Below are 24,283 nucleotides of genomic sequence, written 5' to 3'. Positions count from 1 at the left end.
AAGGAAAGTAGCCATTATTCGGGCGCTCCGGGTTCGAGGTTGGAAACGAGTTCGGGTGGAACATCGGGACCCCAGAGATAGAAACTATCTTCCGGAGCATGCTGGGCTGCAGGCCATTCGCAATCCGCCGGGATGTAATCGATGTCGGCAGAAAATTCGGCATAGCTGCCCCACGGATCGCGGGCATAGTAGAAGTAATTACCGCCCAGCACATGGCGACCGACGCCCCATCCTTCCTTGTATCCTGCACGCATCATCTGCGCCGAGCCGAGGCCGACTTCCTGGAAGGAGCCGACGTCCCAGCTGGTATGGTGCATGCCACGGTGGGTCGATCCCACCAGCGCAAGCAGGTGATGATCGCTGCCATGCGGGCCATGCAGAAACGCGACGACCGGGCCGCTGCCGTCGGACAGGCGAAGGCCGAGATTCTTCTCGTACCAGGCAGTCGCGGCCTCGACATCGGTCGTGTAGAGCGCGAAATGCGACATGTTGCGCGGTTTGGCCTTCGGCGCTTTCGAATTGAAGACCGCACCTGATTCACCCGGGGGAGTGGACACCGTTTCGAATTGGGTCTTGGCATCGGGCGAGCATTTGTCAGCCACTCTCAACTCAAGGGGGAGGCCGTCGAAGCCTTCGAACCAGGTGCCCCCCTCCGGTGCCTTGTCCGTTGCGTCGATCTGCGCCACGCCGTTTGCTTTCAAACGGTCGATCAGCGCCTCTTCGTCTTCGGCGTAAACACCGAGGCTGAGATAGCGAAGCTGCTTTTCCGGACCTTTCACGATCCGGGCCCAGCACTGTTCGTGGCCGAACGTGTAGAGTTGCAGGCCGCTATCGACCTCGCGGACATCGAGACCAAAAGCCTCGTAAAAATCCTTGGCGACCGTCAGATCGGGCACTTGCAGTCCGAAATGATCAATCGAGTGGACACCAAGCGCGCCGGCGCGTTTTTGCGACATTTCTCTCTCCCTATCGGACGGCTTTGAGCTCACTCGGCGACGATGGGGTTGCTGAGCAGGCCGATGCCTTCGATTTCGACTTCGCAGGTATCGCCGTCTTTCATCCAGATTTGCGGATCGCGTGCGACGCCCACACCGCCGGGCGTGCCCATTACGATCACGTCACCTGCTTCGAGCGTCATGAACGTCGAGAGAAGGTGAATGGTGTTTGCAACAGTGAAAATCAGATTGCCGGTGTTAGAGGACTGCATGACTTCGCCATTTACGCGGCATTCGATCTTGAGCCCTGCTGCACCCGCAGGCACTTCGTCGGGCGTGACAAGCCATGGACCGAAAGCGCCCGTATCATCGAAATTCTTCCCCGCGGTCCATTGCGGCGAACGAAGCTGGTAGTCGCGGATAGAGGCATCGTTGAATACCGAATATGCGGCCACATGTTCGAGCGCTGCAGATTCGGCGATGTTCTTTCCGCCCTTCGAAAGCACAACGGCCAGTTCGGCTTCCCAGTCCAGTTGTTCGGATACTTTCGGCAGGATGATCGGCGCGTCATGGCCGATGAGGCTGGAGGCAAAGCGGCCGAAGAGGACGGGAAAATCCGGGATGCCGAGGCCCGCTTCTTCCGCGTGGTCGCGGTAGTTGAGACCAAGGCAGATGATCTTCGGCGGATTGGAAAGCGGAGGCAGAAACGTCAGGGAAGCATCATCAACCGCCTCACCGGCCTGTGCGGCCGTTCCGGCAGCGGAAAGCTTTCCCGTGGCGATTTGCGTATCGAGGTCGGCCAGACCATCGTCCCAGACGACTTTCGTCGTTCCATCGACCTCGGCCGCGAGGCCGGTTTTTCCGTCTTTGCTTACCCTTGCAAGGCGCATGTCACTCTCCGATCGAAGTTTACTTGCTGGCCTTCTGGCCGGTTCCGCCACCAGTGGCGGGCATGAGGTTACTGCTCATTCCTCCGTCGACGAGAATGTCGACACCGGAAATATGGCCCGCTTGCGGGCCGAGCAGGAAGATAATTGCGTTTGCCACATCCTCGGCCATCCCCAGCTTGCCCAGGGGAATCATCGATTCCCGCTGTGCCCTGCGTTCGGGATCGTCATAGCCGGCCTGCGTCATCGGGGTGTAAGTGGGACCCGGCGACACGATGTTGCAGCGAATTCCGTCCGCACCCCACTCGAGCGCGCATTGGCGCATCAGCATGAGCAGAGCGGCCTTGCTGGAGGAATAAAAACCCAGACCCGGTGTCGGCTGGGTAGCCGACATGGAAGCAGTAGCGATGAAGGCCCCGCGAGAGCGCGCCAGGTAAGGATGGGCGGCCTGGCCCAACAGCCAGGTGGCGCGCGTGTTTACGGCATAGACCTTGTCGAACTGGTCGATGGTCTGTTCCAATAACGGCGCGCCTGAAATAATGCCGGCATTGCTGACCACGCCGTCGATTTCGCCCATCTGCGCCACCGCTGCAGCCACGATGTCCGTGCCGCAATCGGGAGAGGACAAATCGGAGACAAAGGCGCTGGCCGCAGGACCGATTGCCTCGGCCACGGCATTCACACCATCGCCATCGCGATCGGTCAGCAACATCTGGTGGGACGCGTTCTCGGCCGCCAGCAATTCAGCTACCGCCTTGCCGATGCCGCTCGCCGCTCCTGTGATTACAACCCGCATGACATGATGCTCATTCAGAAATTCCAAGCTCTTCCATCAACTGCTTGCGCAGCTTGAACTTCTGGATCTTGGACGCCGACATCGGCCAATCGTCAACATAGCGGACATGCCGTGGCACCTTGAAGGATGCGATCCTTTCGCTTGCGAAGGCGATCAGCTCTTCCTTGCTGGGGCTGGCACCGTTGGCGGTCTTCACGAAGGCGGCGGGCACCTCGGCCAGCCGTTGATCGGGGATGCCCACGACCTGGCAAAGCTCTACCGATTCATGTTCGTCGAAAACGGCCTCGACTTCGGCGGCAGCGACATTCTCTCCGCCCACCTTGAGCATATCCTTGAAACGGCCATGAAAATACACGTGGCCGTCGCGATCGATCGAACCGATATCGCCACTGTGATACCAGCCTTCGGTATCGATTGCCTCTGCGGTCTTTTCCGGATCGCGGTGATAGCCGTCAAGCATGTTGTAGCCCTTGATAAGCACTTCGCCACGTTCGCCTGTAGGAACATCCTTTCCGGTTTCGGTATCCACGATCCGCACCGAAACACCTTTCAGCGGATAGCCGAGCGTCCGGAATCCCATTTCAGGGTCCATGTCATAACCGCCGGTGCTAACGATCCCGCATGCCTCGGACATGCCGAATGTGCCAACCTGAAGCGCATCGGGCATCTTTGCGCGATAGGCATCGCCAATGGCCTTGGGCATCTGACTGAAGCAACTGTTCATGAGGCGCACGCTGCTCATGTCGGTCTTGTCCCAGTCGGGATGTGCGATCATGGCCTGGTGGAAGGTGACGAAGGGCAGGAAGAGCATCGTGGCCTTTTCCGCTTCGATCTGGTGGAGGCTTTCGCCCGCGTCGAAGTGCGGCTGGCCGATGAAGGTGCCCCCCACTTCAACCGCACCCAGCATCGCCAGCATGGCAGCAATGTGGAACAGGGGCATGGGTGACCAGACCCGTTCGTCATCCTTGAAGGCCCAGCGGTTGCGAGCAAGATTGCAGGCTTCGCGAGAGATTGCCTCGTTCGAGAGCAGGCATCCCTTCGGGTTCGCGGAAGTGCCCGAGGTGTAGAGAATCATGCAGGTGTCACGTAGTCGCACCGCAAGCCGGGCGTCATGCACCTGTTTTTCATCGATCGCCGCGGCAGCCTCATTGAAGGCCTGCTGATCGATGAAACCGGGCACCTGCTTGCCGCCGTTCAGGATCAGGCGGCGCAGCAGCGGCGCTTGCGAAACATTCAACTCCATGGGATCCGGGCATTCACCGATTTCAGGGAAGGCTTCCGTCAGCCGCATGGTGAAATCTACGAAATCATCGGATTCGCTGTTCGTGACGACGGCCGAGAGATTGGCATTCTCGACCACGTAGGCGATCTCGGGTGCGCGATAGCGCGCGTTCATCAGCACAGATACGCCGCCCGCCATGGAAACAGCGAAGAGGGTTTCGACAAATTCTACGCCCGAGGGCAACAGAATGCCGACGTGATCGCCCTGCTTCACGCCAAGACCCAGAAGGCCGCGCGCCCGGTGCATTACCGATTGTACGACATCATCATAGCTGCGCCGCCCCGATGGGAACACCAGCGCATCTTTCTGAGGGTGGGCATCCCACGACTTGAGCAGCACGTCGGCAAGCGGACTTACGCTGATCCTGATGCGGGACGCATCTTCGCCATTAACAGACACGCAAGTCTCCTCCCTCTCCTGCCAGACGTGGCGCATTGTTCTTCAGACCCGTTGTCACGCCGTTGCCCTCTCCAAGGATAGGCCGAGTTGAATTTCCCGGTTCAGCCGCAACCCGCCGCGCCGCCATCGACGGGAAGCGCAACCCCCGTGATGTAGGATCCTGCCCGCGAGGACAGGAAAACCACCGAACCGGCGATCTCGTCCGGACGACCGAGGCGCGCCATCGGGATTTGCGCCAGCACTTCGGGATCGACCTCGTCCTCGTCGCGCAGATGCGCGGTCATCTTCGTTGGGAAAAAGCCCGGCACCAGCGCATTCACCGTGATGTTTCGGTCTGCCAGATCGCCTGCGAGGTCGCGGCTCAACATGTGGATCGCCGCCTTGCTGGCCGAATAGGAATAGGCGCTGAGACGGGCCGCTTTCAGCCCGGCGACCGAGCCGATGTTGATGATCCGGGACGGATCGTCCTTTGATCCCCCCGCTTCGAGCGGACCAAGCAATTCGCGGATAAGCGTGAACGGCGCTTGCACATTGACCATCATCACGCCGGGCCAGGCCTTATCCGGGTAATCATCTACAGGCCCGCCCCAGGTCTTGCCCGCATTGTTGACGAGAATATGCAGGGTGTCGCCACATGCCTCGCGCAGGCGTGCGGCCAGATCGACGGCGGCTTCAGGGCTGGAGAGATCGCATGGCAAGGGAACACAGGTTCCCAGCCGAGACATCTGCTCGGCAGCCGCCTTGCAAACATCTTCCTTTCGCGACGTAATCGCCACGGTCGCACCTGCATTCAGCAGGCCCTCTGCGATCATGCGGCCCAGGCCCTGCGCCCCGCCGGTGACGAGCGCGATTTTTCCGCTCAGGTCGAACAGGCCCGTCATACCGCAATCGCCACCTTGCCAAACTTGTGCTCTTTTTCCAGGAAAAGCAGCGCCTTGTCGGCTTCAGCCAGTGGGAAGGTCTTTTCGATCACGGGGCGAATGTCGTGCTTTTCGATGAAGGCCAGCATATTCCGGAAATCTTCCGGATCGCCGACCTGGCTGCCGACGATACTGGCGCTCTTCAGGAACAGGGCTGTCGCGGTAGCTTCGAACTTGTCACCCGCGGTTGATCCATAAATCACGATCCGCGCGCCAGGATTGATGGCGCGGATATAGTTGGCATAGCTGGGGCCCGGCGCGCCATCGAGGACGACGTCGATACCGCCAGTCATCTTCCCGACCTTCTTGCGCCACTCGGGATCGGTGTACAGCAGCCCGTCGGTCGCCCCCATGCTCTTGGCCCGCTCGATCACTTCTTCGCTTTCTCCGGTGACGAACACCTTGCAGCCAAGGGCAACGGCATATGCAAGACCAAAGGTCGCAACGCCGCCGCCAACGCCGCTGATGAGCACCGTGTCGGTTGGCTGCAGTTGACCCTTGAACATCAGGGCGCGCCAGGCAGTAATTCCGGTGAGGATCGATGCCGCAGCTTCTTCCCAGCCCATGCCCGCAGGTTTGGGAGCGAGGTTTTCTGACGGCACACACACATATTCCGCAATCGTGCCGGGATGCGGCATTCCCAGCAAGCCGAATTCGGGCATTGGCGCATGGCGGTTGGGGCCCCAGTCGCGGCCCGGATAGATTACGACCTCGTCGCCGATATCGACGCCGCTTACGCCGTCGCCGATCATGTCGACCACGCCAGCGCCGTCGCAACCCATGGTGCACGGGGTGACCATGCCCGGATAAAGTCCGCGAGAAATCCACATCTCCCGGTGGTTCATGGACGCCGCCTTGATAGCCACACGGACTTCGCCGGAAGCAGGTTCGGGAGTATCGACATCAGCCACGCGGACAGCTTCCGGGCCCTCGGTGGATTCGAGCAGTAATGCTTTCATTGGTTCGAAAATCCTTTAGTCAGAAAGAGCGGGGGAGGCCGAGAGACTGTGCAATCCCGTTTCGGACCATCTCGTTGGTTATGGGGCCGATCCGCCAGAGACGGCTGTCGCGCCAGTATCGCTGCATGTCGGTTTCCGCAGAATAGCCCATGCCGCCCAGCATCTGGATGCCCAGGTCGGCGGCTTGGTTGGCCGCTTCCGAAGCGTGCAGTTTGAGCATGTTGGCTTCATTCCCCACATCTTCGCCAAGCGCCTGTTTGGAGGCGCAAAAATGAAGCAGAAGCTCGGTAGTTTTTTGCGAGGTGGCAATATCGGCGACGTAGTGCTGCAGTGCCTGGAATTCGCCGATATATTTACCGAAAGCCTTGCGCTGCATGAGATATGCCAAGGCGTCTTCCAGGACGCCGTCGATCACGCCGAGGCAGAAGGCCCCGACCATGATCCGCTCGTTGTTGAGCGTCGGCAGCAGGGTGTACCAGGCGTTGTGGGGCTCCGCGAGGACGTTCTCGTCGGCGACGAAGACGTTGTCATAAACCACGGTGCAACTGCCCATCGAGCGCATGCCCAGCTTGGCGAGCGGCGTGATGGTTACGCCTTCTGCGTCCGTAGGAACCCAGAACAGCGTGAGACCCTGGTGTTTCTTCTCCACCGACTTGTCCGATCGGGCGATGCAAAGCATGAAATCCGCCACATGGGCTGACGAGCTCCAAATCTTCTCGCCATTGAGTATCCAGCCGCCGTCAACTTTTTCGGCAGTGGTCGCGAGGTTGCCCAGCAGATCGGTTCCGCCACCGGGTTCGGTGAATGAAATCGCCGCCTTCAATTCGCCGGCGGCGATCTTCGGAAGATATTTCGCCTTCTGTTTTTGGGTGCCGTAGAGTCCGATGGATTTCGAACCGGCGAACGAGGTGATGCCCCATATCCAGGCAAGCCCCCCCAGCGAACGCGCCAGTTCGCGCGCCAGCACCATCTGCATCACGACATCGCCGCCCTGGCCGCCATATTCTTCATCGATGCCGACACCGTGCAGGCCGGCCTCCGTGAACTTGTCCCACAAGGCATGCGGATAGTTGTGTTCATCCGCCTCGAGCTCGCGGGCCCACTCCTTGGGGCATTCCTTGTCGACCCAGCGCCTGATCATGTCGCGGAACGCGCGATGATCTTCAGGCAGTTCGAAATCCATTTTCCTCTCCCAAAAAACCGCGATCCTTCTTGTTAGCGGTTCTCCAATGCCTCGTTGCCCTCGTGGATGCGTGCCACAACCTATCTGCCGATAGGAAAAGAGGCTTGCCACAGATGTTTCGTTCAACGATAAGCGAGCCACCGTCGGCACAAAGACCGACCGGGAATTGGGAAGAGAGTTGCGGGAATGGGCGTAGTCCAGACCACGATCGTGCCGCCGCGCTCGGCGCACGACTATATCGAACGTGCCAGGCTGGAAGCACTGGCGGAGAAGATTGGCGGGTATCGTGCAGTCACGGTGATCGCACCTGCTGGCTTCGGCAAGACGACAGCCATGCTGCGCTGGGCAGAGCTGCTATCCGAACGCGGACGTTCCGTCCTCTGGATCGCCGCGAGAGCCGGTATCGACAGCCTGGAAAGCTTTCTCGGTGCGCTTTCGCAAGCTTGCGCTGCGGCAGGGCTTTCGCTGAATTCCAGCGACCCGAGCACCTGGTTATTCGAACTTGCGCAGCGATCGGGAGCTGCGCCGATCTTGTTAGTCGACGACGGCCAGTTGCTGCCGGCAGAAGTCCACAAATTCATCGAGCAGCTGATCTTCAGTTCGCGCGATGGGCTAATCACGCTAATCGCCACGCGAGGTGAGAACGATATCCACCTCGCGCGCCTGAGATCGCTCGGTTACCTGCTCGAAATCAACATGCAGGATCTCTGCTTCAGCTCGGAAGAGGCCAGAGATCTTCTGCGGCAGGAAATCGGACCGGAGCCGACCGCATCGCAAATTCAGCGCATGATTTCCGAGACGCAAGGCTGGGCAGCCGGCCTGATCCTAGCGTCGCAAACATGGCACAAGGACAGCCTTCGGAAAGAAAAGCCGGAGCGTGCGGCAAGTCGGCTGCGGCACGAATATGCCAGCTATTTCCACGAAGAAGTAATCGAGGGTCTGCCACAGGAACTGCGGGACTTTCTTGTCGACACGTCGGTTCTGGAGGAATTGACACCATCGGCCTGCGCGGCGGTCATCGGGCAGAACGAAGCGCGCAAATATCTTGATGAAGCCTTCGAGCGCGGCCTGTTCCTCATCGAGATTGATCGCGAACAGGGCGAATACCGACACTACAAGCTGTTCAGGGAAATGGTTCGTGGGCGGCTCGTCAAGCTGGCACCTGCGCGAGCGGCTGAGTTGAACCGGCGCGCAAGCCGCTATTATTCGGACATCGGAGACTATCATCGCGCGCTCGAACATGCGGAACAAAGCGCGGATCAGGAATTCCTGGCATCCCAGATGGAAGCACTCGCCGAGCAGATGATCTACGCTGGCCTGTTGCAACGTCTCGACGAGCTGGCAAGCCAGCTTCCCTGGCAGGTGGTAGAGGACAAGCCGCACGTCCTGCTGGCGATGTCTTGGCGGCGCAGCCGACGTCTTGCATTCAGTTCGGCAGAGCGGCTCATCGAAGCGGCAGAAAAAACGATCGAGGACCGGATCGAGACCGGCGAGCTGGACGACTACGCTGCGCGCCAGCTGAACTTTCACGTTCGGCACCGCAAGGTCATGCTCGATGCTGCCCGCGACAATATGGTCGCCGTGGAAGAAGAGTGCGGCCCGCTGCTGGCAGATTTGGGTGACGATCATCCCTATCTCAGCTGCACCTTGCTGGCGCAGCTACTGTCCGCACGCCGCGAGCTTTACCATTTTCACGATATGCTCCGCCTCGAAGGCGAGCTGCGCAAGGCATTGGCGCAACCGGGCTCGGCCTTTGCATCGATCGCGCTCAAGTCCTCGGTTGCTCCTACGCTCGTGGCCCAGGGCAAGACGGAAATGGCAAAGCAGTTCCTCCACGAAGCACAGGAAATCGCCCGTCAGCGCGAGAACGAAGTGCCGGGACTTGGAGCCTTGCCGGCATTGCCGATGGCGGAAATCCTGTATGAATGCGACGAGCTGGAGGAAGCTGCGCAACTTGTCGATCGCTACATGCCTTCCATCCGGCAATGGGGGTTCGTCGATCAGGTGGCATCCGGATATCTCGTGCGCGCCAGGCTGGCGGCGGCAGACGGCGATTTTGCATCGGCTCTCTCGGGACTGGAAGAGGCGCACCTCGTCGCAATCGAATGCGGACTGGACCGGCTCAGAGCCATGGTGGTTTCGGAGCAGGTGCGGACCCTGATAAAGATCGGCCACCTCGAGCAGGCAGAAGAGCTCCTCCATTCCTGCGATCTGGTAAACGAGGGAGAGCCCGTGCCCACCCTCAATCCCACGCGCCTCAACGAGTGGCTTGCGATCGCGTGGCTGCGGATAGAAATGCACCGCTTCCGCCTTGTACGTTCGCGCAAGGTGGCCAAGCGCTGGCTTGAGTTTGTTCGCCGCCGCGGCGCGGTTCGTTCAGCGTTGCATTTCGAACTTCTGCTTGCCGAAATCGCGGTGCTTGCGGGTAATCGTTCGGAAGCTCGCCGATCGGTTCGCTCGGCTGTGGAACTGGCGGAACCGGGCGGTTGGCTGCGCCCGTTCCTTGACGAAGGAGATGCAATAGGTTCGCTGATTATCGAAGCCTATGGAAGTGGCCCGATCCTCGATAACCCCGTCGACAAATTTGCGGCGCGGCTGGTGAAATCGCTCAAGGGCAATCCGCAGATGGAGGACGAGGAAGACGAGAACTACGGCCCCAGCGGCGGGCTGTCGCTGCGAGAGATCGAAATCCTGAAGCAGGTAAGCGGCGGGCTGCGGAACCGCGAGATCGGAGGCAGGCTCGGTCTGACCGAAGGCACCGTCAAATGGTACATGCAACAGATCTACGACAAGCTGGGCGTTCGCCGACGCCCTCAGGCTGTGTTGCGGGCAAGGCAACTGGGAATTCTATCCTGACACCCTATCGAAGGTTAGATTGCGCCGCTTCCCACTGATCCTACCCGGAGTGGAATCAGAAGATCTTACCGCGGGAGTTTAGTTGTGGCGAAGGGCAAGGTAATAATCAGTTGTGCGGTAACGGGCGCTATCCATACGCCCAGTATGTCTCCGCACCTTCCGGTAACTGCCGACGAGATCGCGGATGCCGCGGTCGGCGCGGCAGAAGCGGGCGCGGCAATCATTCACCTTCATGCGCGCAATCCGCAGGATGGGCGGCCTGACCAGAACCCCGACCTTTACGAGCCTTTCCTCAAGGTTATCAAGCAGCGTAGCGACGCCGTGCTCAATATCACCACTGGCGGCCATCCCTCGATGAAACTGGAGGAGCGGCTCAGACCAGCAACGCAGTTCGCACCGGAAGTGGCCAGTCTGAACATGGGTTCGATGGGCTTTGGCCTGTTCCCCATGCTCGATCGTTACAAGGAATGGCAGCACGAATGGGAACCGGCGCTGCTCGAGGGTTCTCGAGATCTGGTTTTTAAGAACACCTACAAGGATATCGAGGGCCTGCTGGAATTGCTGACGCCGGTCGGCACGCGCTTCGAATTCGAATGTTATGACACCAGCCATCTCTACAACCTGGCGCATTTCCTTGATCGCGGCCTCGTGAAAGCTCCACTTTTCGTCCAGACCTGCTTTGGTATTCTGGGGGGAATTGGCGGCCACCCTGAGGATGTCTCGCATATGAAACGCACCGCTGATCGCCTGTTCGGAGACCAATACGAATGGTCGGTGCTGGGCGCCGGGGCGCGTCAGATGAGTATCGTCGCCATGGCGGCGTCGATGGGCGGCAACGTCCGGGTGGGACTTGAAGATTCACTGTGGGCCGGGCCGGGCAGACTGGCCGAAACCAATGCCGAGCAGGTTGCGACCGCGAGAAGTATTGTCGAAGGCATGGGCCTGTCGGTCGCCACACCCGATGAGGCGCGAAAGATCCTTGATCTCAAGGGAGGCGACCGGACAAATATTTGATTGTCGAAAGATGGCTCCGGATGATCCGCGGCGAGACCACCGAATGAAAGAGAATGTAACGCGATATGGTTGAATGGTGGAACGAGTCCGAGGCACGCAACTGGCTGGAAAGGCTGGAATCGCTGCCTCTGGAAGACCTTCTGGTGGAGGCTGAGGCCAAGACCATGGCAGCGCATGGAACACTGGTGACCTATTCGCGCAAGGTGTTCATCCCGCTGACCAAGCTATGCCGCGATGTCTGCCATTACTGCACCTTCGCACATCGGCCTTCGCAACTGGACGCCCCTTTCCTTGAGCCGGAAGAAGTTCTGGAGATAGCCCGTGCCGGGGAAGAGCGTGGCTGCCGCGAGTCTCTGTTCACTTTGGGAGATCGCCCCGAGGAACGATATAGAACCGCGCGCGAATGGCTGAATGAGCGCGGGTTTGCCAGCACGCTCGACTATCTCGCGCACGTGTCTGCGCTGGTGCTGAAAGAGACAAGCCTGCTTCCGCACCTTAACCCCGGCATCATGCAGGCTGCGGATTACGAGAAATTGCGTCCTGTTTCCGCATCGATGGGCCTGATGCTGGAAAGCACTTCGGGGCGTCTGTGCGAAAAAGGGATGCCGCATTTCGGTTCGCCCGACAAGGTGCCGGAAGTTCGGTTGCAATCGCTTCGTCTGGCAGGCGAGGCGAAGGTACCGTTCACCACCGGGCTACTGATCGGAATAGGCGAAACCCGGCTGGAGCGCGTTGAGGCCCTGCTTGCTATTCGCGATCTTCATGCGCGTTATGGTCATGTGCAGGAAGTCATCATCCAGAACTTCCGCGCAAAGGCCGAAACCCTGATGGCCAATGCGCCGGATCTCGGACTGGACGAGCATCTCTGGACGATTGCCGCAGCAAGGCTGATCCTGCAGCCGGAGATGTTCGTGCAGGCACCACCCAATCTGCAACCGGGAGAACTTGGCGAGTTGGTGCGGGCGGGAGTCAACGACTGGGGCGGCGTATCGCCTGTGACGATGGATCACGTCAATCCCGAAGCTCCGTGGCCACATCTCGAGCAGCTGGAAACGCAGACTGAGCAGGCTGGGCGCCACCTGCGCCAACGGCTTGCCGTCGGTCCTGCCTTTGCGCGGACTCCGGACCAGTGGATCGACGAGGCTCTGCAGCCGCGCGTGCGCCGCGCCACGGATGCGCGCGGACTCCCGCGTGACAGTGACTGGCATCCCGGCAGGGGAGATGCGATACCCGAAGCGCCGCTTTCCATCGGCACAGGCAGCGATATGGAGATCCGCATTGCCCTTGGCCGCGTGGAGCAGGGCGAGGAAATCAGCGCACGCCAAATCGCCAGGCTGTTTACTGCCGAGGGTCGCGATTTCGAGCGGATTTGCAGGTTTGCCGACGAATTGCGGCGCGACAGGGTGGGCAATACCATCACCCACGTGGTCAACCGAAATATCAACTACACCAACATCTGCCTTTATCGTTGCGGATTTTGCGCATTCTCCAAGGGCAGCACGAAGAGCGAACGAGGCCCGGCCTACAATATCGACCACGAAGAGATCGCACGCCGGACCATCGAGGCGCATGAACGCGGGGCGAGCGAGGTCTGCCTGCAAGGGGGCATCCACCCCAGCTATGACGGGAACACCTATCGCGGGATCGTGCAGGCGGTGAAGGATGCCGTTCCGCAAATGCACGTACATGCCTTTTCTCCGCTGGAAGTGCACCATGGTGCAACGACGCTTGGATTGGGGTACGAGGAATATCTCGCCTCGCTCAAGGAATGCGGGCTGGCAACCCTTCCCGGCACGGCGGCGGAGATCCTGTCGGACGATGTTCGCGAAATTATCTGCGCGGACAAGGTGAACACAGATGAATGGCTGGCCGTGATGCGGGCTGCACACACTGTCGGGCTATCGACCACCGCAACGATCATGTTCGGCCACGTTGAAAATTATTCCCATTGGGCCACGCACTTGCTGCGTCTGCGCTCGCTGCAGCTGGAAACCGGCGGTTTTTCCGAATTCGTTCCGCTGCCGTTCGTACATATGGAAGCGCCCAACTGGCGGCGCGGGCACACCCGTTCAGGCCCCACGTGGCGTGAGACAGTCCTGATGCATGCCGTGTCCCGTATTGCGCTGGATGGTGCAATTCCCAACATCCAGGTAAGCTGGGTAAAGGTGGGCGGCGAGGGCGCAGCACGCATTCTTCAGGCCGGCGCCAATGATCTTGGCGGCACACTGATGGACGAATCCATCACGCGCGCTGCGGGCGGAGTGAACGGCCAGGAATTCGGCGTACCTGAAATGCGCGCGCTCGCCCATGGGATCGGACGAAGGTTGAAAGAACGTACAACAATTTACGGTCGGCGCCTGCGCGAGACCGAAGACATCCATTAAAAGAACAGGAAACAAGCTATGTGCCAGAAAATCGCCGTTGTCGGTGGTACGGGCCAACTGGGCAGCGCGCTGGCGTGGCGACTTGCCAAGGCAGGTCATGATGTCACCATCGGATCGCGCCAGGCGGAATCGGCGCAGGCCAAGGCTGATGAGCTGGGGCACGGGCTAACCGGGGCAGCTAACCCGGACGCGGCCGCAGCTGCCGATATCGTGCTGGTCACGGTGCCTTTCTCTGCGCAGAAGGCCACGCTTTCCGAAATCAGGCCGCATGTAGCGGGCAAGATCGTTGTCGACACCACCGTTCCGCTGGTCCCGCCCAAGGTCATGCGTGTGCAACTCCCGGAAGAAGGTTCGGCTGCTGCCTGTGCCAGCAAGTTGCTTGGCGATGACGTGCGGCTGGTGGCAGCGTTCCACAACGTCGCGGCGCATCGACTTGCCGAAGAAGGCGACGTCTATTGCGATATCCTGGTGTTCGGCGACGAAAAGGCCGCTCGTGCGGAAGTGGTCACGCTGGCCGAGGCGGTTGGATTGCGCGGTATTCATGCCGGACCGCTCGTCAACGCCGCCGCAGCCGAAGCGATGACTTCGCTGCTCATATTCATCAACAAGAACTACCAGGTGGACGGCGCAGGAATTCGTATCACGGGTGAACTGAAACCTTCCGAATGACGATGTACAGCGTGCATCCTGTCGCCGGATTGCCGGAATTCCGGGCTGGCGATGATCTGCCGGTGATCCTCTCGGACCATCTTGCCACGGGCGATCCTGGCCTTGCGCCGGGTGACATACTGGTGGTCACGCAAAAGATCGTGTCGAAGGCCGAGGGACGCATGTTCGACCTTGCTTGCGTGGACGTGAGCGATGAAGCCAGGAAACTGGCTGGCATCACGCTCAAGGAGCCTGCGCTTGTCGAACTTGTCCTGCGCGAATCGTCGGCGGTGGTAAGGGCAGTGCCCAATGTCCTCATAACCCGTCATCGCCTGGGCCATGTAATGGCCAATGCCGGCATCGATGCATCAAACCTCGGGAAAGGCGGCGAAAATCGTGTCCTTCTGCTCCCGGAAGATCCCGATTCCAGCGCCCGGCGTATCGCCGAACCTTGCCAGGATCGGACCGGAGTGCTTCCCGGTGTAGTTATCTCCGATAGCTTCGGTCGCCCTTGGCGTATTGGTACGACGAATGTTGCGATCGGCACGGCAGGCCCGCCGGCGGTGATCGACGAACGCGGCAAGCCGGACCGGGACGGACGCATCATGCAGGTGACGCAAATTGCCTTTGCCGACTCCGTCGCGGCGGCGGCCGGTCTTGCGATGGGCGAGGGCCCCGAGGGGCTGCCGGCTTGCGTTGTGCGCGGTCTGGAATGGCAACCCGGCTACCAGACAAGCAGCGACTTGCTGCGACCACCGGGTGAGGATCTGTTCAGGTGAAAGATCGCGTCGTAGTTCTGACCGGAGGCGTGGGCGGGGCCAAACTGGTCAAGGGTTTGCAACAGGTGGTGCCCGGCCCTCAGCTTGCCGCCATCGTCAACACAGGTGACGATTTCGAGCACCTGGGTCTGCCGGTGTCGCCCGATATCGATACCCTGCTTTATACTCTGGCTGATCTTGCCAACACGCAGCTTGGCTGGGGTCGCGAGGGGGAAACATGGTCGTTCATGGAAGCTATCAGAAGCCTTGACGGAGAAGACTGGTTCAGCCTTGGCGATGGCGATCTTGCGCTGCACGTGCTGCGCCGCGTTGCAAAAGAGGCCGGCCGCCCATTATCGGCAATCACCCAGGATTTTGCGCGGCAGTGGGGGCTTGAACTTTCAATCCTGCCGATGAGCGACGATCCCGTTGCGACATGGCTCGAAACCGATGCGGGGTCTCTCCCCTTTCAGCGCTATTTCGTGCAGCAGCGTTGCGAGCCGCGCATTTCCGCCATCCGCTTTGAAGGCGCTGCCAGCGCGGTGCCTGCCCCCGGAGTGGTGGAAGCCATTGCAACGGCGGATATTATTCTCCTGGCCCCGTCTAACCCATGGCTCAGCGTCGATCCCTTGCTGGCAGTGCCCGGTCTTCGCAATGCGCTCGAAACGAGGCAGGCCCCGCTTGTAGCCGTTTCGCCGCTTGTCGGAGGAAAGGCGGTAAAGGGGCCGACCGCCAAACTGATGAATGAGTTGGGGTTGGCCGTCACGAACCAGTCGATAGCCGACCATTATGGCAGTCTTGTCGACGGCATGGTGATCCATGAAGGCGATGCTTCCCCGCCAGGCCCGCCCGTTTTGGTCACCAATACCCTGATGACATCGGACGAGGACAGGCGCCGTGTCGCACTGGTGGCAATCGATCTGGCGCGGCAGCTTCGTCACTGATGGCCTGGACTGCGCTTGTTCCCATTCGCATCGGTATTGCCGGCAAGTCGCGGCTGGAAAAGGTGATGGATGCCGCCGTGCGGGAGAAGTTGGCAGTCACGATGGCTCATCACGTTATCGACGTGCTGACCCATTGCCAAGCAATTGGAAGCGTAGCGGTCCTTTCCAATATGCCGTTCCTTCATCCCGCTACGACCTGGGCGAAGGACTGGGGCCGCGGCCTCAATCCCGAGATTTCCGCCTTTCGGATAGCATCTGGGCCTGCACCTCTTCTGGTGATGCACGCCGATTTGCCTCTTCTGGAGGAAGCGGACGTGGAAGCTCTGCTTGCCGCAGCAACAGGCCATGGCATTGCCCTCGCGACGGACAGAGCAGGAGAAGGCACCAATGTTCTAGCACTGGCCGACGGAAGACCGTTCGCCTTCCGGTTCGGCCCGGGCAGCCGGTCGCTCCATTGCGCGCAAGACGCCGATATGCCCGTGCTGCAACGCTGCGGCCTGTCGGCCGATCTCGATACCCCTGATGACCTCGCGTTCCTGCGAGGGCGGGGTCTGCAGTTCTGACCGGCCTTCCGTCCGGCAGGTCGGACCGGACCGTCGCGACTGTATCTGCGGGATTAAACGCCGGGAGAGTCGATCATGAAGCTGAGTGTAGGTATTCCAAAGAGCATGAAGGTTGCTGCAATGGTGCAGCCGTGGGAAGACCCGCTTACAGGTAGCGATGTCGGTGAACTGATGGCGGTCGCGGATCGGCTAGGTTTCTACAAGTGCATGCTGGGTGAGCATTTCATCATTCCCAAGGAGCACATAGAACTATCGGGCGACTGGTATTTCCATACTGCCGTGGCATTGGGGTTCTACGGCGGACAGACGAAAAATCTTCGCCTTTCATCATCGATTTCCATTCTTCCGCTGCAAAGTCCCATCGTGCAGGCCAAGGCGTGGGCCACCCTCGATTGGGTAACGGGCGGTCGCGCGGAACCGATCTTCGGTGTCGGTTGGCTGAAGGAGGAATTCGAGATGTTGGGCGTGCCCTTTGAGAAAAGAGGCGCGATGGCAGACGAATACATCGCTGCGATGATTGAACTTTGGACCAAGGATGATCCGGAGTTCGAAGGAGAATTCGTGAGTTTCAGGGATTGCGGTTTTGCGCCCAAACCTGTTCAGAAGCCACACATGCCGATCTGGTTCGGTGGCGATGCTCCGGCGGTTCAGCGCCGGGTAGCGAAATTCGGCAACGGCTGGTCCCCATTCCGCACGCCGCCGGAGAAATTCCCGGAGTGTATAGAGTACATCAAGTCACAACCAAAATATGATGGTCGCCCGCTTGAGGTGTTCTTCGCTCTCGAAATGCTCAATGTCGGTGCGCATCACGAGATCCTGGACGATCCGCGTGCACCCGGCACGGCAGATGCGCAGAAGATCATCGATCAAATCGGTTGGCTGAAAGAGCTTGGCATTACCGAAACCATCGTGCCGCTACCACCGGGCCTTGCTGACAAGCAGGCATGGATCGATCGCCAGCAATGGGTGGCGGAAGATGTCATGCCCGCCGTCTGATCGGTAGAACCCGCTCGGGATTATGGCTCCGGCACTAAGCCAGATCCCTGTTCAATTCAGATGGTCAGCCTTGCGCGCTGGCGAACATGTCCATCATGTCAGCATAATGCGGCTGATGGTGGCAGATGCCGCCGTCAGCCGATATAATCTGTCCGGTAACGAAGCTGGATAGATCGGATGCCAGCCACAGCACAGTACCAGCGATATCGTCGGGAACACTTTCTCGTGGCAGCAGCACGTGGCGCTGGATCACATTTAACTGTTCATCGGTCATCTGCGCCTTCGCGACAGGACTGAGCACAAGTCCGGGGAGTACTGCGTTGCAGCGTATGTTGGCACGACCAAACTGGACCGCGCTATTGCGCGTCAACGCATTCACGGCTGCCTTCGACGAACTGTAGGCCGGGTTCAGCACGTCGCCCAACAGGGAGACGCCGGAGCCTGTATTGATGATTGAACCGCCCCCTGCTGCGATCATATGGGGAACGACATGCTTGGTGACGAACATCGTGCCGCGGACATTAATGTCAAAGGCGACATCCCAGACTTCCGCATCCATCTCGGCAAGCGATGCGTCGCGTTGCATCTGTGCAACGCCTGTATTTGCTGCATTGTTATGCAGGATGTCGATCGCTCCGAACGTCTCGACTACGCCTTTTATCATTGTGACAATGCTGGATTCTTCGGCCAGATCAACCGTGAAGCTGGTGGCTTTGCCACCAGCTTCCTCGATTTCCGCTGCCACGCGATTGGCGCCATCCTCGTTGATATCGGCGATGGCGACACGGGCGCCGTGCGCGGCCAACATCTTGGCGCATGCTTCTCCGATGTTCGCTCCGGACCCTGTAACAATGGCCACTTTGCCTTCGACGAGCCCCATGTTCATTCTCCCAGGAGTTGCCAAGTGCCGTAGTCCTCGGCTGCGGTGAAGAAGCGCTCGTTCATAGGTATGCCGTTTTGCCCCCAGGCGTCGAGATTGGCGGCCCAGGCCTGCAATCCGTACATGACGAAAAGCCGTGTCTGCTCCCATGCTTCATCGAAGTCCGGCACGCCCTGGACGCCGGTTGCGATCAGATATTCGCGATAGCGCTTTACCATGTCCTTGTGGTGTTTGCGGCGCTCCTCGATACTTAGTGCACCGATCACGAAGTAGGTCAGGTCGCGCCAAGGTCTTCCGCGCCGAACGAGTTGCCAGTCGAGCCACAAGCGTTCGCCATCGGGCAGAATGTATGTGTTTCCCTGATGGCAATCGCCCAGCACGATGCAATACGGCGCATCATAGCCGCGCTCTATCTCTCCGAGCCGGTCAAAGGCGCGTTCCACCTTGCCAGGATCGTCCAGGTAGTGCCGAGGGGCGATCTCGCGAAAAGCCGGGTCTTCGAGATTGGCCTCGATCCACTGCCACATGATCCGCACCTGGTCGCTGTCCACCGGGGTGTCCATCTGGGTTTGCAGCCATGGTGCGTTTTCGCGGCTGATCTTGTCGCTACCCCAGAGGCTACCGTGCAGCGTGGCGAGGCCCTCGAGGTTTTCAAGGATCATGTCCACGCCGTTGGCATCGGTGCTGTGGCCGAACTTGCCGCCGCGCTGGACTAGGTCTTCAAGCACCACGAAGCCATGCGCGCTGCCGTCATCATCCCAATCGGCGTAGAAACACCGGGCGGTCGGCACTTCCATCTCGTCGATCAGGTAATGGTAGAAGCGCGCTTCCACGGCATGGATATCGACATTGTCGAAAGAACCAGACCAGTTGGCTTTCATGCACACATGCTCGGGCAGGCCAGCCGCTTTCCCGGCTTCGTTCCAGCCCACCTTCACTCTCCATTTTGTGGTATGGCTGTTGAGGAGTTCAACGGTTTCCATGCTATTAGCTGCCACGCCGGGATATTTGTAGCTCATCATCCCCCCAAGCCACACGGCATCGACATCATACATAGAGGTAGGCAACTTGTCCGTCCGCGCGGGATAGGGCCGCGGAACACAGTTGGTGTCGACCACTGAATTCCTGTACTTTGGGGCGGCTTGTGGATCCATGGTTCAGCTCCTTGAGGTCTGGGACTTACTGATTTGACGGCTGGCCAGTAGGAGGAATATTCCCCCGAAAATACAGAACATCATGGCTGCCGCGATGCCCCATGCGACGCCATCCTGCCCGCCCACTTCATCGGCAACCCGGCCAATCAGCCAGGCTCCCAGTCCAACCCCGATAAAATTGGCGCTAAGCTGCACGAATGAGACAGCAAGGCCGCGCAATTGCGGACCAGCGATGGTGACGATGACGGCATAGATCGGCCCGTTGTAGGACGCGCTGAACAGGCCTGCTGCAAAGATCAGGCCGATGGCCAGCGTAGTGTCATCCGTGGCAACTGCTGCCAGCGCGGCAATCGCGGTAAGAAAGGGTATGATCGCACCGAGGAAGGATGTGAGCGCCGGATTGAACCCGCCGCGCGATGCGTTGATACGGTCCGTGCCCCATCCCACGATCAGATTGCCGACCGACCCCAGAATGCCATACGAAATGGCGACCACCATGCCCGCACTGGAAATTGCCAGATCGTGGCTGGTTATCAGGAAAGTGGCGAGCCACGTGCTCATCCCATAGATTCCGGTGGCGATGCATGTGATGGCTGCAATGCAGAAGAAGATGCCGGGCCGCCCCATCAATTCGCGCGTGCGTTGCGCGAAAGGGCCGCTGGCCTCGTCAGAGGGTTCATCCTGTTGTCCGCGCTTGGGTTCCTTGATTGTCAGGAAGAGAAGCGGCGCCAGCATCAGGCCCGGAATGCCAGCAGCGACGAATGCCCAGCGCCAGCCGTAAAGCTCCACGATCCAGCCGCCAACAAAGAAGGCTAGGGCGGTGCCGATGCCGGTGCTGAGATACCAGATGCCGATCGCGGTGGAGCGCTTGTCCGTGCCGAAATAGTCGGACAGGAGCGACATGCCGGTGGGTGAACCGCCAGCTTCGGCAACACCGACTGCGGCCCGGCCCATCAACATTGTCCAGAAACCGGTTGCCGCTCCGCACGCGGCGGTCGCAGCGCTCCACGCAGACAGGGCAAAGGTCATGAGGTTCTTGCGATTAAACCTGTCGACAGCATAGCCGAACGGTAAGGCGGCTATCGCAAAGGGAATGCCGTAGGCCAGGCCTGCAAGAATGCCCATTTGTTCGCCGGAAAGGCTGAACTCGTCGCCCACTGGCTTCAACACGAGGCCGATGATCGCCCTGTCGATTCCGTGGCATGTCTGCGCAATCGTGAGAATGGCAAGCACGTACCAGCGGTAATTTCCATCGCTTCTGCCGGTCAGGGCACTAACCATATGCTTCCTCCCTCGTGCCTCTGCATTGCAGAGCGGCAGCAGACGCAACCTGTCCGACGAAAGGGGCGCGTTTTGCCGGTCAGGGCGATCAAGCCAGATCGGAGATTGGAAAACGGATGAACCAGGAAGAACGAAACAAGGATATCGTGCGCCGTTTCCTCGGTGCTGTCGAAACGGGCGAGCTCGATACGATCAAGAACCTGCAGGCTCGGGATTGCACCTGGTGGATCATTGGATCGGGCGAAATATCGCGGGAATCCTATACGCGGGCGGTCGAGGAGATGCTGCTGTCAGCATCGTCACGCGCAGTCGATATCATTGGCCTGGTGGCAGAAGGTGACACGGTTGCAGCAGAGGTGCGATCCGAAATGAAATTCGGCGAGCGCGTCTACGCCAATGAATATCACGACCTGTTCGTGATTAAGGATGGCAAGATCGTTCACGGTCGCGAATATTTGGACACCGGCAAGGTGGCGGCATTCTTCGGTGGGCAGGGAGACGGCGCATGACTGCGGAACGCACGGTCAGGAACTTCCTCTCGCTTTTCCATACGCGCAAACTGGATATTGCCGCAGTGCGCTCAATGCTGGCCGACAATGCCCATCATCAGCCCATCGTGCCGATCGCGCCGGTGCGTGAAGGTGCCGACGCAATATGCGGCGAACTTGAACGGCAGTACGAGCTGTATGACGAATGTGCCTGCAAGATACTCGATTTCGCGGCGTCCGGATCGACGGTTTTTACCGAGCGGGTGGACACCTGCCGCCAGTGAAGGACGGGCGGGAAACCACTAACGATGTGGTGGGTGTGTTCGACCTGGACGAGGCGGGCAGGATCGTTTCCTGGCGCGAATACTGCGATGGGCTGGATTGCGCGGGCCTTTTGGGGATCAATGACAAGGCCATGCGGTCGATCATGTGTGCTTGAGGGAAATTACGATGCATTATGACGTAGTGGTTATGGGATCAGGCGGCGCAGGCATGACGGCAGCTCTGGTCGCCGCGAAGGCCGGTCACAAGGTTGCCGTGTTGGAGAAAGCATCGCATTTCGGCGGGACGACCGCGATATCTGGCGGAGGCATCTGGATTCCCGAGAGTCCGCATGCCGTGAAGGCCGGTGTGGACGACAGCAGGCAGAAAGCGCTCGACTACTGCCTTGCCGTGGTGGGCGATCGTGCGGAGCGCGAGTTGATCGAGGCCTATATAGAGACCGGTCCGGAAATGGTGAACTGGCTTGAGGCCAACAGTTCAGTCGAGTTCCTTCTCTCGCCACCTTCCAGCGACTGGTATCCCGAAGTAGAAGGCGCGATGCATGAGGGGCGGTTGCTGGCGCCAGCCGAATATGACGGCAAGGAACTTGGTCCCTTTCTCGACAGCCATGCAAAGCCGCGCGCGGAATTCAACGCACCGGGCGGAATGATGATCGACCTCTTCGATCTGCCCTATATCGAGAAACTCCCGCGCCCCGGCGCGCTGTGGCACATGGCCAAGATCGCCGCCCGCTTCGCACTCGACAAGAAGAGGCTGGGTCGCGGATCGCGCCTGACGATGGGCAATGCCCTGATGGCCCGCCTGTACCGTTCTGTGCTGGATGCTGGCGTCGATCTCTACAACGGTGCACCGGTTGAGAAGCTGCTGGTCGAGGATGGTCGGGTCGTCGGCGTGGTGACGACGATAGCCGGCGAGCAAACGAAGGTTTCCGCAACGAAGGGGGTGGTGCTGGCTGCTGGCGGCTTTTCTGCCAACGAACAGATGCGCAAGGAGTATATCCCCTTTCCCGAGCAGCACATCTCGATCCTGCCATATGAGAATACCGGTGACGGTATTCATGCCGCAACTGCCTCGGGCGCCGTGATCGGGGCGGATAATCATGCCAACGCAGTGTGGGCCGTTGTATCCAGCAGGACGCGAGACGATGGTTATGTCGAACGCTATGCTCATCTTATCGATATGTCCAAGCCCGGTTGCATCGCAGTGGGAACGGACGGAAAACGCTTCGCCAACGAGGCCAGCGTGCATTTCGTGGAAGACATGCACGCGACCGGCAATATTCCTGCATGGATCATATCCAATTCAAGGAACGTGAAGAAATATGGCCTTGGCCTGTCATTGCCCGGCGGCAGCAAGATCAAGGAACTGGTTGCATCGGGCTATATGAAAAAAGGCAATACGCTGGCTCAGCTGGCCGCGCAGATCGGGGTCGATCCGGAAGGGCTGGAAGCGACTGAGGCCAAGGTCGATGCAGATGCTGCCACGGGCAAGGACACCGCCTTCGGCAAAGGCGATACACTGATCGACCAGGAAATCGGCGACGCCAACCACAAGCCAAACCCATGTTTCGGCCCCTTGGGCAAGGGCCCTTACTTCGCCATCCAGATATTTCCGGGCGATGGCTCGACAACCGTCGGTGTGAAGATCGATGCGCAATGTCGGGTTAAGGGCGAGGACGGGCAACCCATTCCCGGTCTCTGGGCCGCGGGCCTGGATGCCAATTCCATCTGGCAAGGCAAGTCGCCCGCGCACGGCTGCAATGTCGGCCCGGCACTCGTAACGGGATACATCGCAGGGAGAAGCGTGTCGGCTTGAAGACCGCAGTCATAACAGGTGCCAGTTCCGGGATTGGCCTGGTCGTCGCGCGGGAATTGGCGCGCGATGGCTGGCGCGTGATTGCCCAGGGGCGCAATCCTGAACGCGCGGAGGCCGCGCTGGCAGAAATCCGGTCGAACGCGCCCAATGCGAAAGTCGACATGCTGTTGGCCGACCTTTCGGTGATGAAGAACGTCTCAGATTTCGCCGCTGAAACAGGGCGATTGATCACCAAAATCGATGTCCTCGTCAACAATGCCGGCTTTACGCCCGTCGAACATGTCGAAACTGTCGATGGGCTGGAGCAGTGCTTTGCGACCAACCACCTTGCAGCGTTCCTGTTGACCAAACGTTTGCTGCCCTTGCTAAAGGCGGCGGCACCAGGATCGCAAGTCATCAACACCGCATCGGTGGCCCACAAGTTCATCAAAGACATGAAATGGGACGACCTTCAACAGGTCCGAAAATTCAGCGAAAGCGATGCCTACACGCAGTCCAAGCTCGCCAACATCCTACATGTGCGCGCCCTGGCCCGGCGGATTGAAGCCGATGGAGTTCGCGCCAACGCGGTCCATCCCGGTCTTGTCCGAACCAATTTCGACGCCGAGAGCGGCATCAAGGTGAAGCTGCTGTATATTTTCGGCCGCCCGTTCTCGATTACACCCAAGCAAGGAGCAGACACGATATTGTGGCTGGCTCGCGGCGGAACACCGGAAGCGAATGGGCAGTATTTCGTCAAGCGCAAGCCAGGCATTCTGACCCGCGCGGCCCGAAGCCACGAAGGCGCAGAGCGGTTGTGGCAGATCAGTGAAGACCTGGTTGCGAAAGCAGGACAATAGCGAAGGCCAGTTCTAATCCG

The 24,283-nt window shown here is 59.6% G+C and carries 23 protein-coding genes; 13 read left to right on the top strand and 10 right to left on the bottom strand.

What is annotated here, in order from left to right; translation table 11 throughout:
* Positions 1 to 14: 14 nt before the first annotated feature.
* The 7 genes from RM533_RS08990 to RM533_RS08960 all read right to left on the bottom strand — a co-directional run bounded on the left by RM533_RS08990 (position 15) and on the right by RM533_RS08960 (position 7,361).
* A complete protein-coding gene (locus RM533_RS08990) occupies positions 15 to 956 on the bottom strand; it encodes a VOC family protein (protein ID WP_311340900.1) in 942 nt (313 codons plus the stop codon).
* Between the two features lie 29 nt (positions 957 to 985).
* Positions 986 to 1,825: a fumarylacetoacetate hydrolase family protein gene (locus RM533_RS08985; protein WP_311340899.1), complete on the bottom strand. Its 840-nt coding sequence runs from the start codon at positions 1,823 to 1,825 to the stop codon at positions 986 to 988.
* A gap of 19 nt (positions 1,826 to 1,844) precedes the next feature.
* On the bottom strand, positions 1,845 to 2,618 hold the full coding sequence (locus RM533_RS08980; RefSeq protein ID WP_311340898.1) for an SDR family NAD(P)-dependent oxidoreductase: 774 nt from the start codon (positions 2,616 to 2,618) through the stop codon (positions 1,845 to 1,847).
* Between the two features lie 10 nt (positions 2,619 to 2,628).
* The gene (locus tag RM533_RS08975; RefSeq protein WP_311340897.1) at positions 2,629 to 4,299 is read right to left on the bottom strand and encodes a class I adenylate-forming enzyme family protein; all 1,671 of its coding nucleotides are present in this window, start codon (positions 4,297 to 4,299) and stop codon (positions 2,629 to 2,631) included.
* A 101-nt stretch (positions 4,300 to 4,400) separates the two neighbouring features.
* Positions 4,401 to 5,180 (bottom strand): SDR family oxidoreductase, encoded by a 780-nt coding sequence (locus RM533_RS08970; RefSeq protein ID WP_311340896.1) that lies wholly within the window; start codon positions 5,178 to 5,180, stop codon positions 4,401 to 4,403.
* A complete protein-coding gene (locus RM533_RS08965; protein WP_311340895.1) occupies positions 5,177 to 6,178 on the bottom strand; it encodes a quinone oxidoreductase family protein in 1,002 nt (333 codons plus the stop codon). The genes RM533_RS08970 and RM533_RS08965 overlap by 4 nt, the downstream gene beginning before the upstream one ends.
* A gap of 19 nt (positions 6,179 to 6,197) precedes the next feature.
* A complete protein-coding gene (locus tag RM533_RS08960) occupies positions 6,198 to 7,361 on the bottom strand; it encodes an acyl-CoA dehydrogenase family protein (protein WP_311340894.1) in 1,164 nt (387 codons plus the stop codon).
* Positions 7,362 to 7,547: 186 nt separating this feature from the next.
* Here RM533_RS08960 and RM533_RS08955 point away from each other — a divergent pair, with 186 nt between their 5' ends.
* The 8 genes from RM533_RS08955 to RM533_RS08920 all read left to right on the top strand — a co-directional run bounded on the left by RM533_RS08955 (position 7,548) and on the right by RM533_RS08920 (position 17,524).
* Positions 7,548 to 10,217, top strand: a complete 2,670-nt coding sequence (locus RM533_RS08955) for a winged helix-turn-helix domain-containing protein (protein WP_311340893.1) — start codon at positions 7,548 to 7,550, stop codon at positions 10,215 to 10,217.
* Positions 10,218 to 10,301: 84 nt separating this feature from the next.
* Positions 10,302 to 11,231, top strand: a complete 930-nt coding sequence (kce, locus tag RM533_RS08950) for a 3,5-dioxohexanoate:acetyl-CoA acetone transferase (RefSeq protein WP_311340892.1) — start codon at positions 10,302 to 10,304, stop codon at positions 11,229 to 11,231.
* Positions 11,232 to 11,296: 65 nt separating this feature from the next.
* Positions 11,297 to 13,615: a 5-amino-6-(D-ribitylamino)uracil--L-tyrosine 4-hydroxyphenyl transferase CofH gene (cofH, locus tag RM533_RS08945; protein WP_311340891.1), complete on the top strand. Its 2,319-nt coding sequence runs from the start codon at positions 11,297 to 11,299 to the stop codon at positions 13,613 to 13,615.
* 18 nt (positions 13,616 to 13,633) lie between these two features.
* Positions 13,634 to 14,284, top strand: a complete 651-nt coding sequence (gene npdG / locus RM533_RS08940; RefSeq protein WP_311340890.1) for an NADPH-dependent F420 reductase — start codon at positions 13,634 to 13,636, stop codon at positions 14,282 to 14,284.
* Positions 14,281 to 15,042 (top strand): coenzyme F420-0:L-glutamate ligase, encoded by a 762-nt coding sequence (gene cofE, locus RM533_RS08935; protein ID WP_311340889.1) that lies wholly within the window; start codon positions 14,281 to 14,283, stop codon positions 15,040 to 15,042. The genes npdG and cofE overlap by 4 nt, the downstream gene beginning before the upstream one ends.
* Positions 15,039 to 15,965, top strand: coding sequence for a 2-phospho-L-lactate transferase (gene cofD, locus RM533_RS08930; protein ID WP_311340888.1), 927 nt, complete (start codon positions 15,039 to 15,041; stop codon positions 15,963 to 15,965). Before cofE ends, cofD begins: the two co-directional genes overlap by 4 nt.
* Positions 15,965 to 16,528 (top strand): 2-phospho-L-lactate guanylyltransferase, encoded by a 564-nt coding sequence (gene cofC, locus RM533_RS08925; protein WP_311340887.1) that lies wholly within the window; start codon positions 15,965 to 15,967, stop codon positions 16,526 to 16,528. The genes cofD and cofC overlap by 1 nt, the downstream gene beginning before the upstream one ends.
* Before the next feature lie 75 nt (positions 16,529 to 16,603).
* Positions 16,604 to 17,524 (top strand): TIGR03619 family F420-dependent LLM class oxidoreductase, encoded by a 921-nt coding sequence (locus RM533_RS08920; protein ID WP_311340886.1) that lies wholly within the window; start codon positions 16,604 to 16,606, stop codon positions 17,522 to 17,524.
* A gap of 64 nt (positions 17,525 to 17,588) precedes the next feature.
* Here the strand turns inward: RM533_RS08920 and RM533_RS08915 are convergent, their stop codons facing one another.
* From RM533_RS08915 to RM533_RS08905, 3 genes are read right to left on the bottom strand one after another with little or no spacing between them, the layout of a single operon-like run.
* Positions 17,589 to 18,410 (bottom strand): SDR family NAD(P)-dependent oxidoreductase, encoded by an 822-nt coding sequence (locus RM533_RS08915; protein WP_311340885.1) that lies wholly within the window; start codon positions 18,408 to 18,410, stop codon positions 17,589 to 17,591.
* On the bottom strand, positions 18,407 to 19,558 hold the full coding sequence (locus RM533_RS08910) for an oxidoreductase family protein (protein ID WP_311340884.1): 1,152 nt from the start codon (positions 19,556 to 19,558) through the stop codon (positions 18,407 to 18,409). The genes RM533_RS08915 and RM533_RS08910 overlap by 4 nt, the downstream gene beginning before the upstream one ends.
* A 3-nt stretch (positions 19,559 to 19,561) precedes the next feature.
* Positions 19,562 to 20,839, bottom strand: a complete 1,278-nt coding sequence (locus tag RM533_RS08905; protein ID WP_311340883.1) for an MFS transporter — start codon at positions 20,837 to 20,839, stop codon at positions 19,562 to 19,564.
* A gap of 116 nt (positions 20,840 to 20,955) precedes the next feature.
* Here RM533_RS08905 and RM533_RS08900 point away from each other — a divergent pair, with 116 nt between their 5' ends.
* Genes RM533_RS08900 through RM533_RS08880 form a run of 5 tightly spaced genes read left to right on the top strand, consistent with a single transcriptional unit; the run spans position 20,956 to position 24,263 of the window.
* Positions 20,956 to 21,348 carry a nuclear transport factor 2 family protein gene (locus RM533_RS08900; RefSeq protein WP_311340882.1) on the top strand — a complete coding sequence of 131 codons (393 nt, stop codon included), beginning with the start codon at positions 20,956 to 20,958 and terminating at the stop codon, positions 21,346 to 21,348.
* Positions 21,345 to 21,611, top strand: coding sequence for a limonene-1,2-epoxide hydrolase family protein (locus tag RM533_RS08895; RefSeq protein WP_311340881.1), 267 nt, complete (start codon positions 21,345 to 21,347; stop codon positions 21,609 to 21,611). The genes RM533_RS08900 and RM533_RS08895 overlap by 4 nt, the downstream gene beginning before the upstream one ends.
* The gene (locus RM533_RS08890) at positions 21,608 to 21,766 is read left to right on the top strand and encodes a hypothetical protein (protein ID WP_311340880.1); all 159 of its coding nucleotides are present in this window, start codon (positions 21,608 to 21,610) and stop codon (positions 21,764 to 21,766) included. Before RM533_RS08895 ends, RM533_RS08890 begins: the two co-directional genes overlap by 4 nt.
* An 11-nt stretch (positions 21,767 to 21,777) precedes the next feature.
* On the top strand, positions 21,778 to 23,424 hold the full coding sequence (locus tag RM533_RS08885) for an FAD-dependent oxidoreductase (RefSeq protein WP_311340879.1): 1,647 nt from the start codon (positions 21,778 to 21,780) through the stop codon (positions 23,422 to 23,424).
* A complete protein-coding gene (locus RM533_RS08880) occupies positions 23,421 to 24,263 on the top strand; it encodes an SDR family NAD(P)-dependent oxidoreductase (protein ID WP_311340878.1) in 843 nt (280 codons plus the stop codon). The genes RM533_RS08885 and RM533_RS08880 overlap by 4 nt, the downstream gene beginning before the upstream one ends.
* The last annotated feature ends 20 nt before the right edge of the window (positions 24,264 to 24,283 follow it).

It is taken from the genome of Croceicoccus esteveae (genome assembly GCF_031846435.1).
Classification (GTDB): Bacteria; Pseudomonadota; Alphaproteobacteria; order Sphingomonadales; family Sphingomonadaceae; genus Croceicoccus; species Croceicoccus esteveae.
Note: the sequence above shows the minus strand (reverse complement) of the source record. Positions and strands in the feature narration are given on the sequence as shown.

Bases quoted from the DNA above. Each gene is read 5' to 3' on its own strand.
- RM533_RS08895 (WP_311340881.1), top strand. From the start codon at position 21,345: ATGACTGCGGAACGCACGGTCAGGAACTTCCTCTCGCTTTTCCATACG.
- RM533_RS08990 (WP_311340900.1), bottom strand. From the start codon at position 956: ATGTCGCAAAAACGCGCCGGCGCGCTTGGTGTCCACTCGATTGATCAT.
- RM533_RS08970 (WP_311340896.1), bottom strand. From the start codon at position 5,180: ATGACGGGCCTGTTCGACCTGAGCGGAAAAATCGCGCTCGTCACCGGC.
- RM533_RS08920 (WP_311340886.1), top strand. From the start codon at position 16,604: ATGAAGCTGAGTGTAGGTATTCCAAAGAGCATGAAGGTTGCTGCAATG.
- RM533_RS08915 (WP_311340885.1), bottom strand. From the start codon at position 18,410: ATGAACATGGGGCTCGTCGAAGGCAAAGTGGCCATTGTTACAGGGTCC.
- RM533_RS08965 (WP_311340895.1), bottom strand. From the start codon at position 6,178: ATGAAAGCATTACTGCTCGAATCCACCGAGGGCCCGGAAGCTGTCCGC.
- cofE (WP_311340889.1), top strand. From the start codon at position 14,281: ATGACGATGTACAGCGTGCATCCTGTCGCCGGATTGCCGGAATTCCGG.
- RM533_RS08910 (WP_311340884.1), bottom strand. From the start codon at position 19,558: ATGGATCCACAAGCCGCCCCAAAGTACAGGAATTCAGTGGTCGACACC.
- RM533_RS08960 (WP_311340894.1), bottom strand. From the start codon at position 7,361: ATGGATTTCGAACTGCCTGAAGATCATCGCGCGTTCCGCGACATGATC.
- cofH (WP_311340891.1), top strand. From the start codon at position 11,297: ATGGTTGAATGGTGGAACGAGTCCGAGGCACGCAACTGGCTGGAAAGG.
- RM533_RS08885 (WP_311340879.1), top strand. From the start codon at position 21,778: ATGCATTATGACGTAGTGGTTATGGGATCAGGCGGCGCAGGCATGACG.
- RM533_RS08905 (WP_311340883.1), bottom strand. From the start codon at position 20,839: ATGGTTAGTGCCCTGACCGGCAGAAGCGATGGAAATTACCGCTGGTAC.
- cofC (WP_311340887.1), top strand. From the start codon at position 15,965: ATGGCCTGGACTGCGCTTGTTCCCATTCGCATCGGTATTGCCGGCAAG.
- npdG (WP_311340890.1), top strand. From the start codon at position 13,634: ATGTGCCAGAAAATCGCCGTTGTCGGTGGTACGGGCCAACTGGGCAGC.
- RM533_RS08980 (WP_311340898.1), bottom strand. From the start codon at position 2,618: ATGCGGGTTGTAATCACAGGAGCGGCGAGCGGCATCGGCAAGGCGGTA.
- RM533_RS08985 (WP_311340899.1), bottom strand. From the start codon at position 1,825: ATGCGCCTTGCAAGGGTAAGCAAAGACGGAAAAACCGGCCTCGCGGCC.
- RM533_RS08955 (WP_311340893.1), top strand. From the start codon at position 7,548: ATGGGCGTAGTCCAGACCACGATCGTGCCGCCGCGCTCGGCGCACGAC.
- RM533_RS08900 (WP_311340882.1), top strand. From the start codon at position 20,956: ATGAACCAGGAAGAACGAAACAAGGATATCGTGCGCCGTTTCCTCGGT.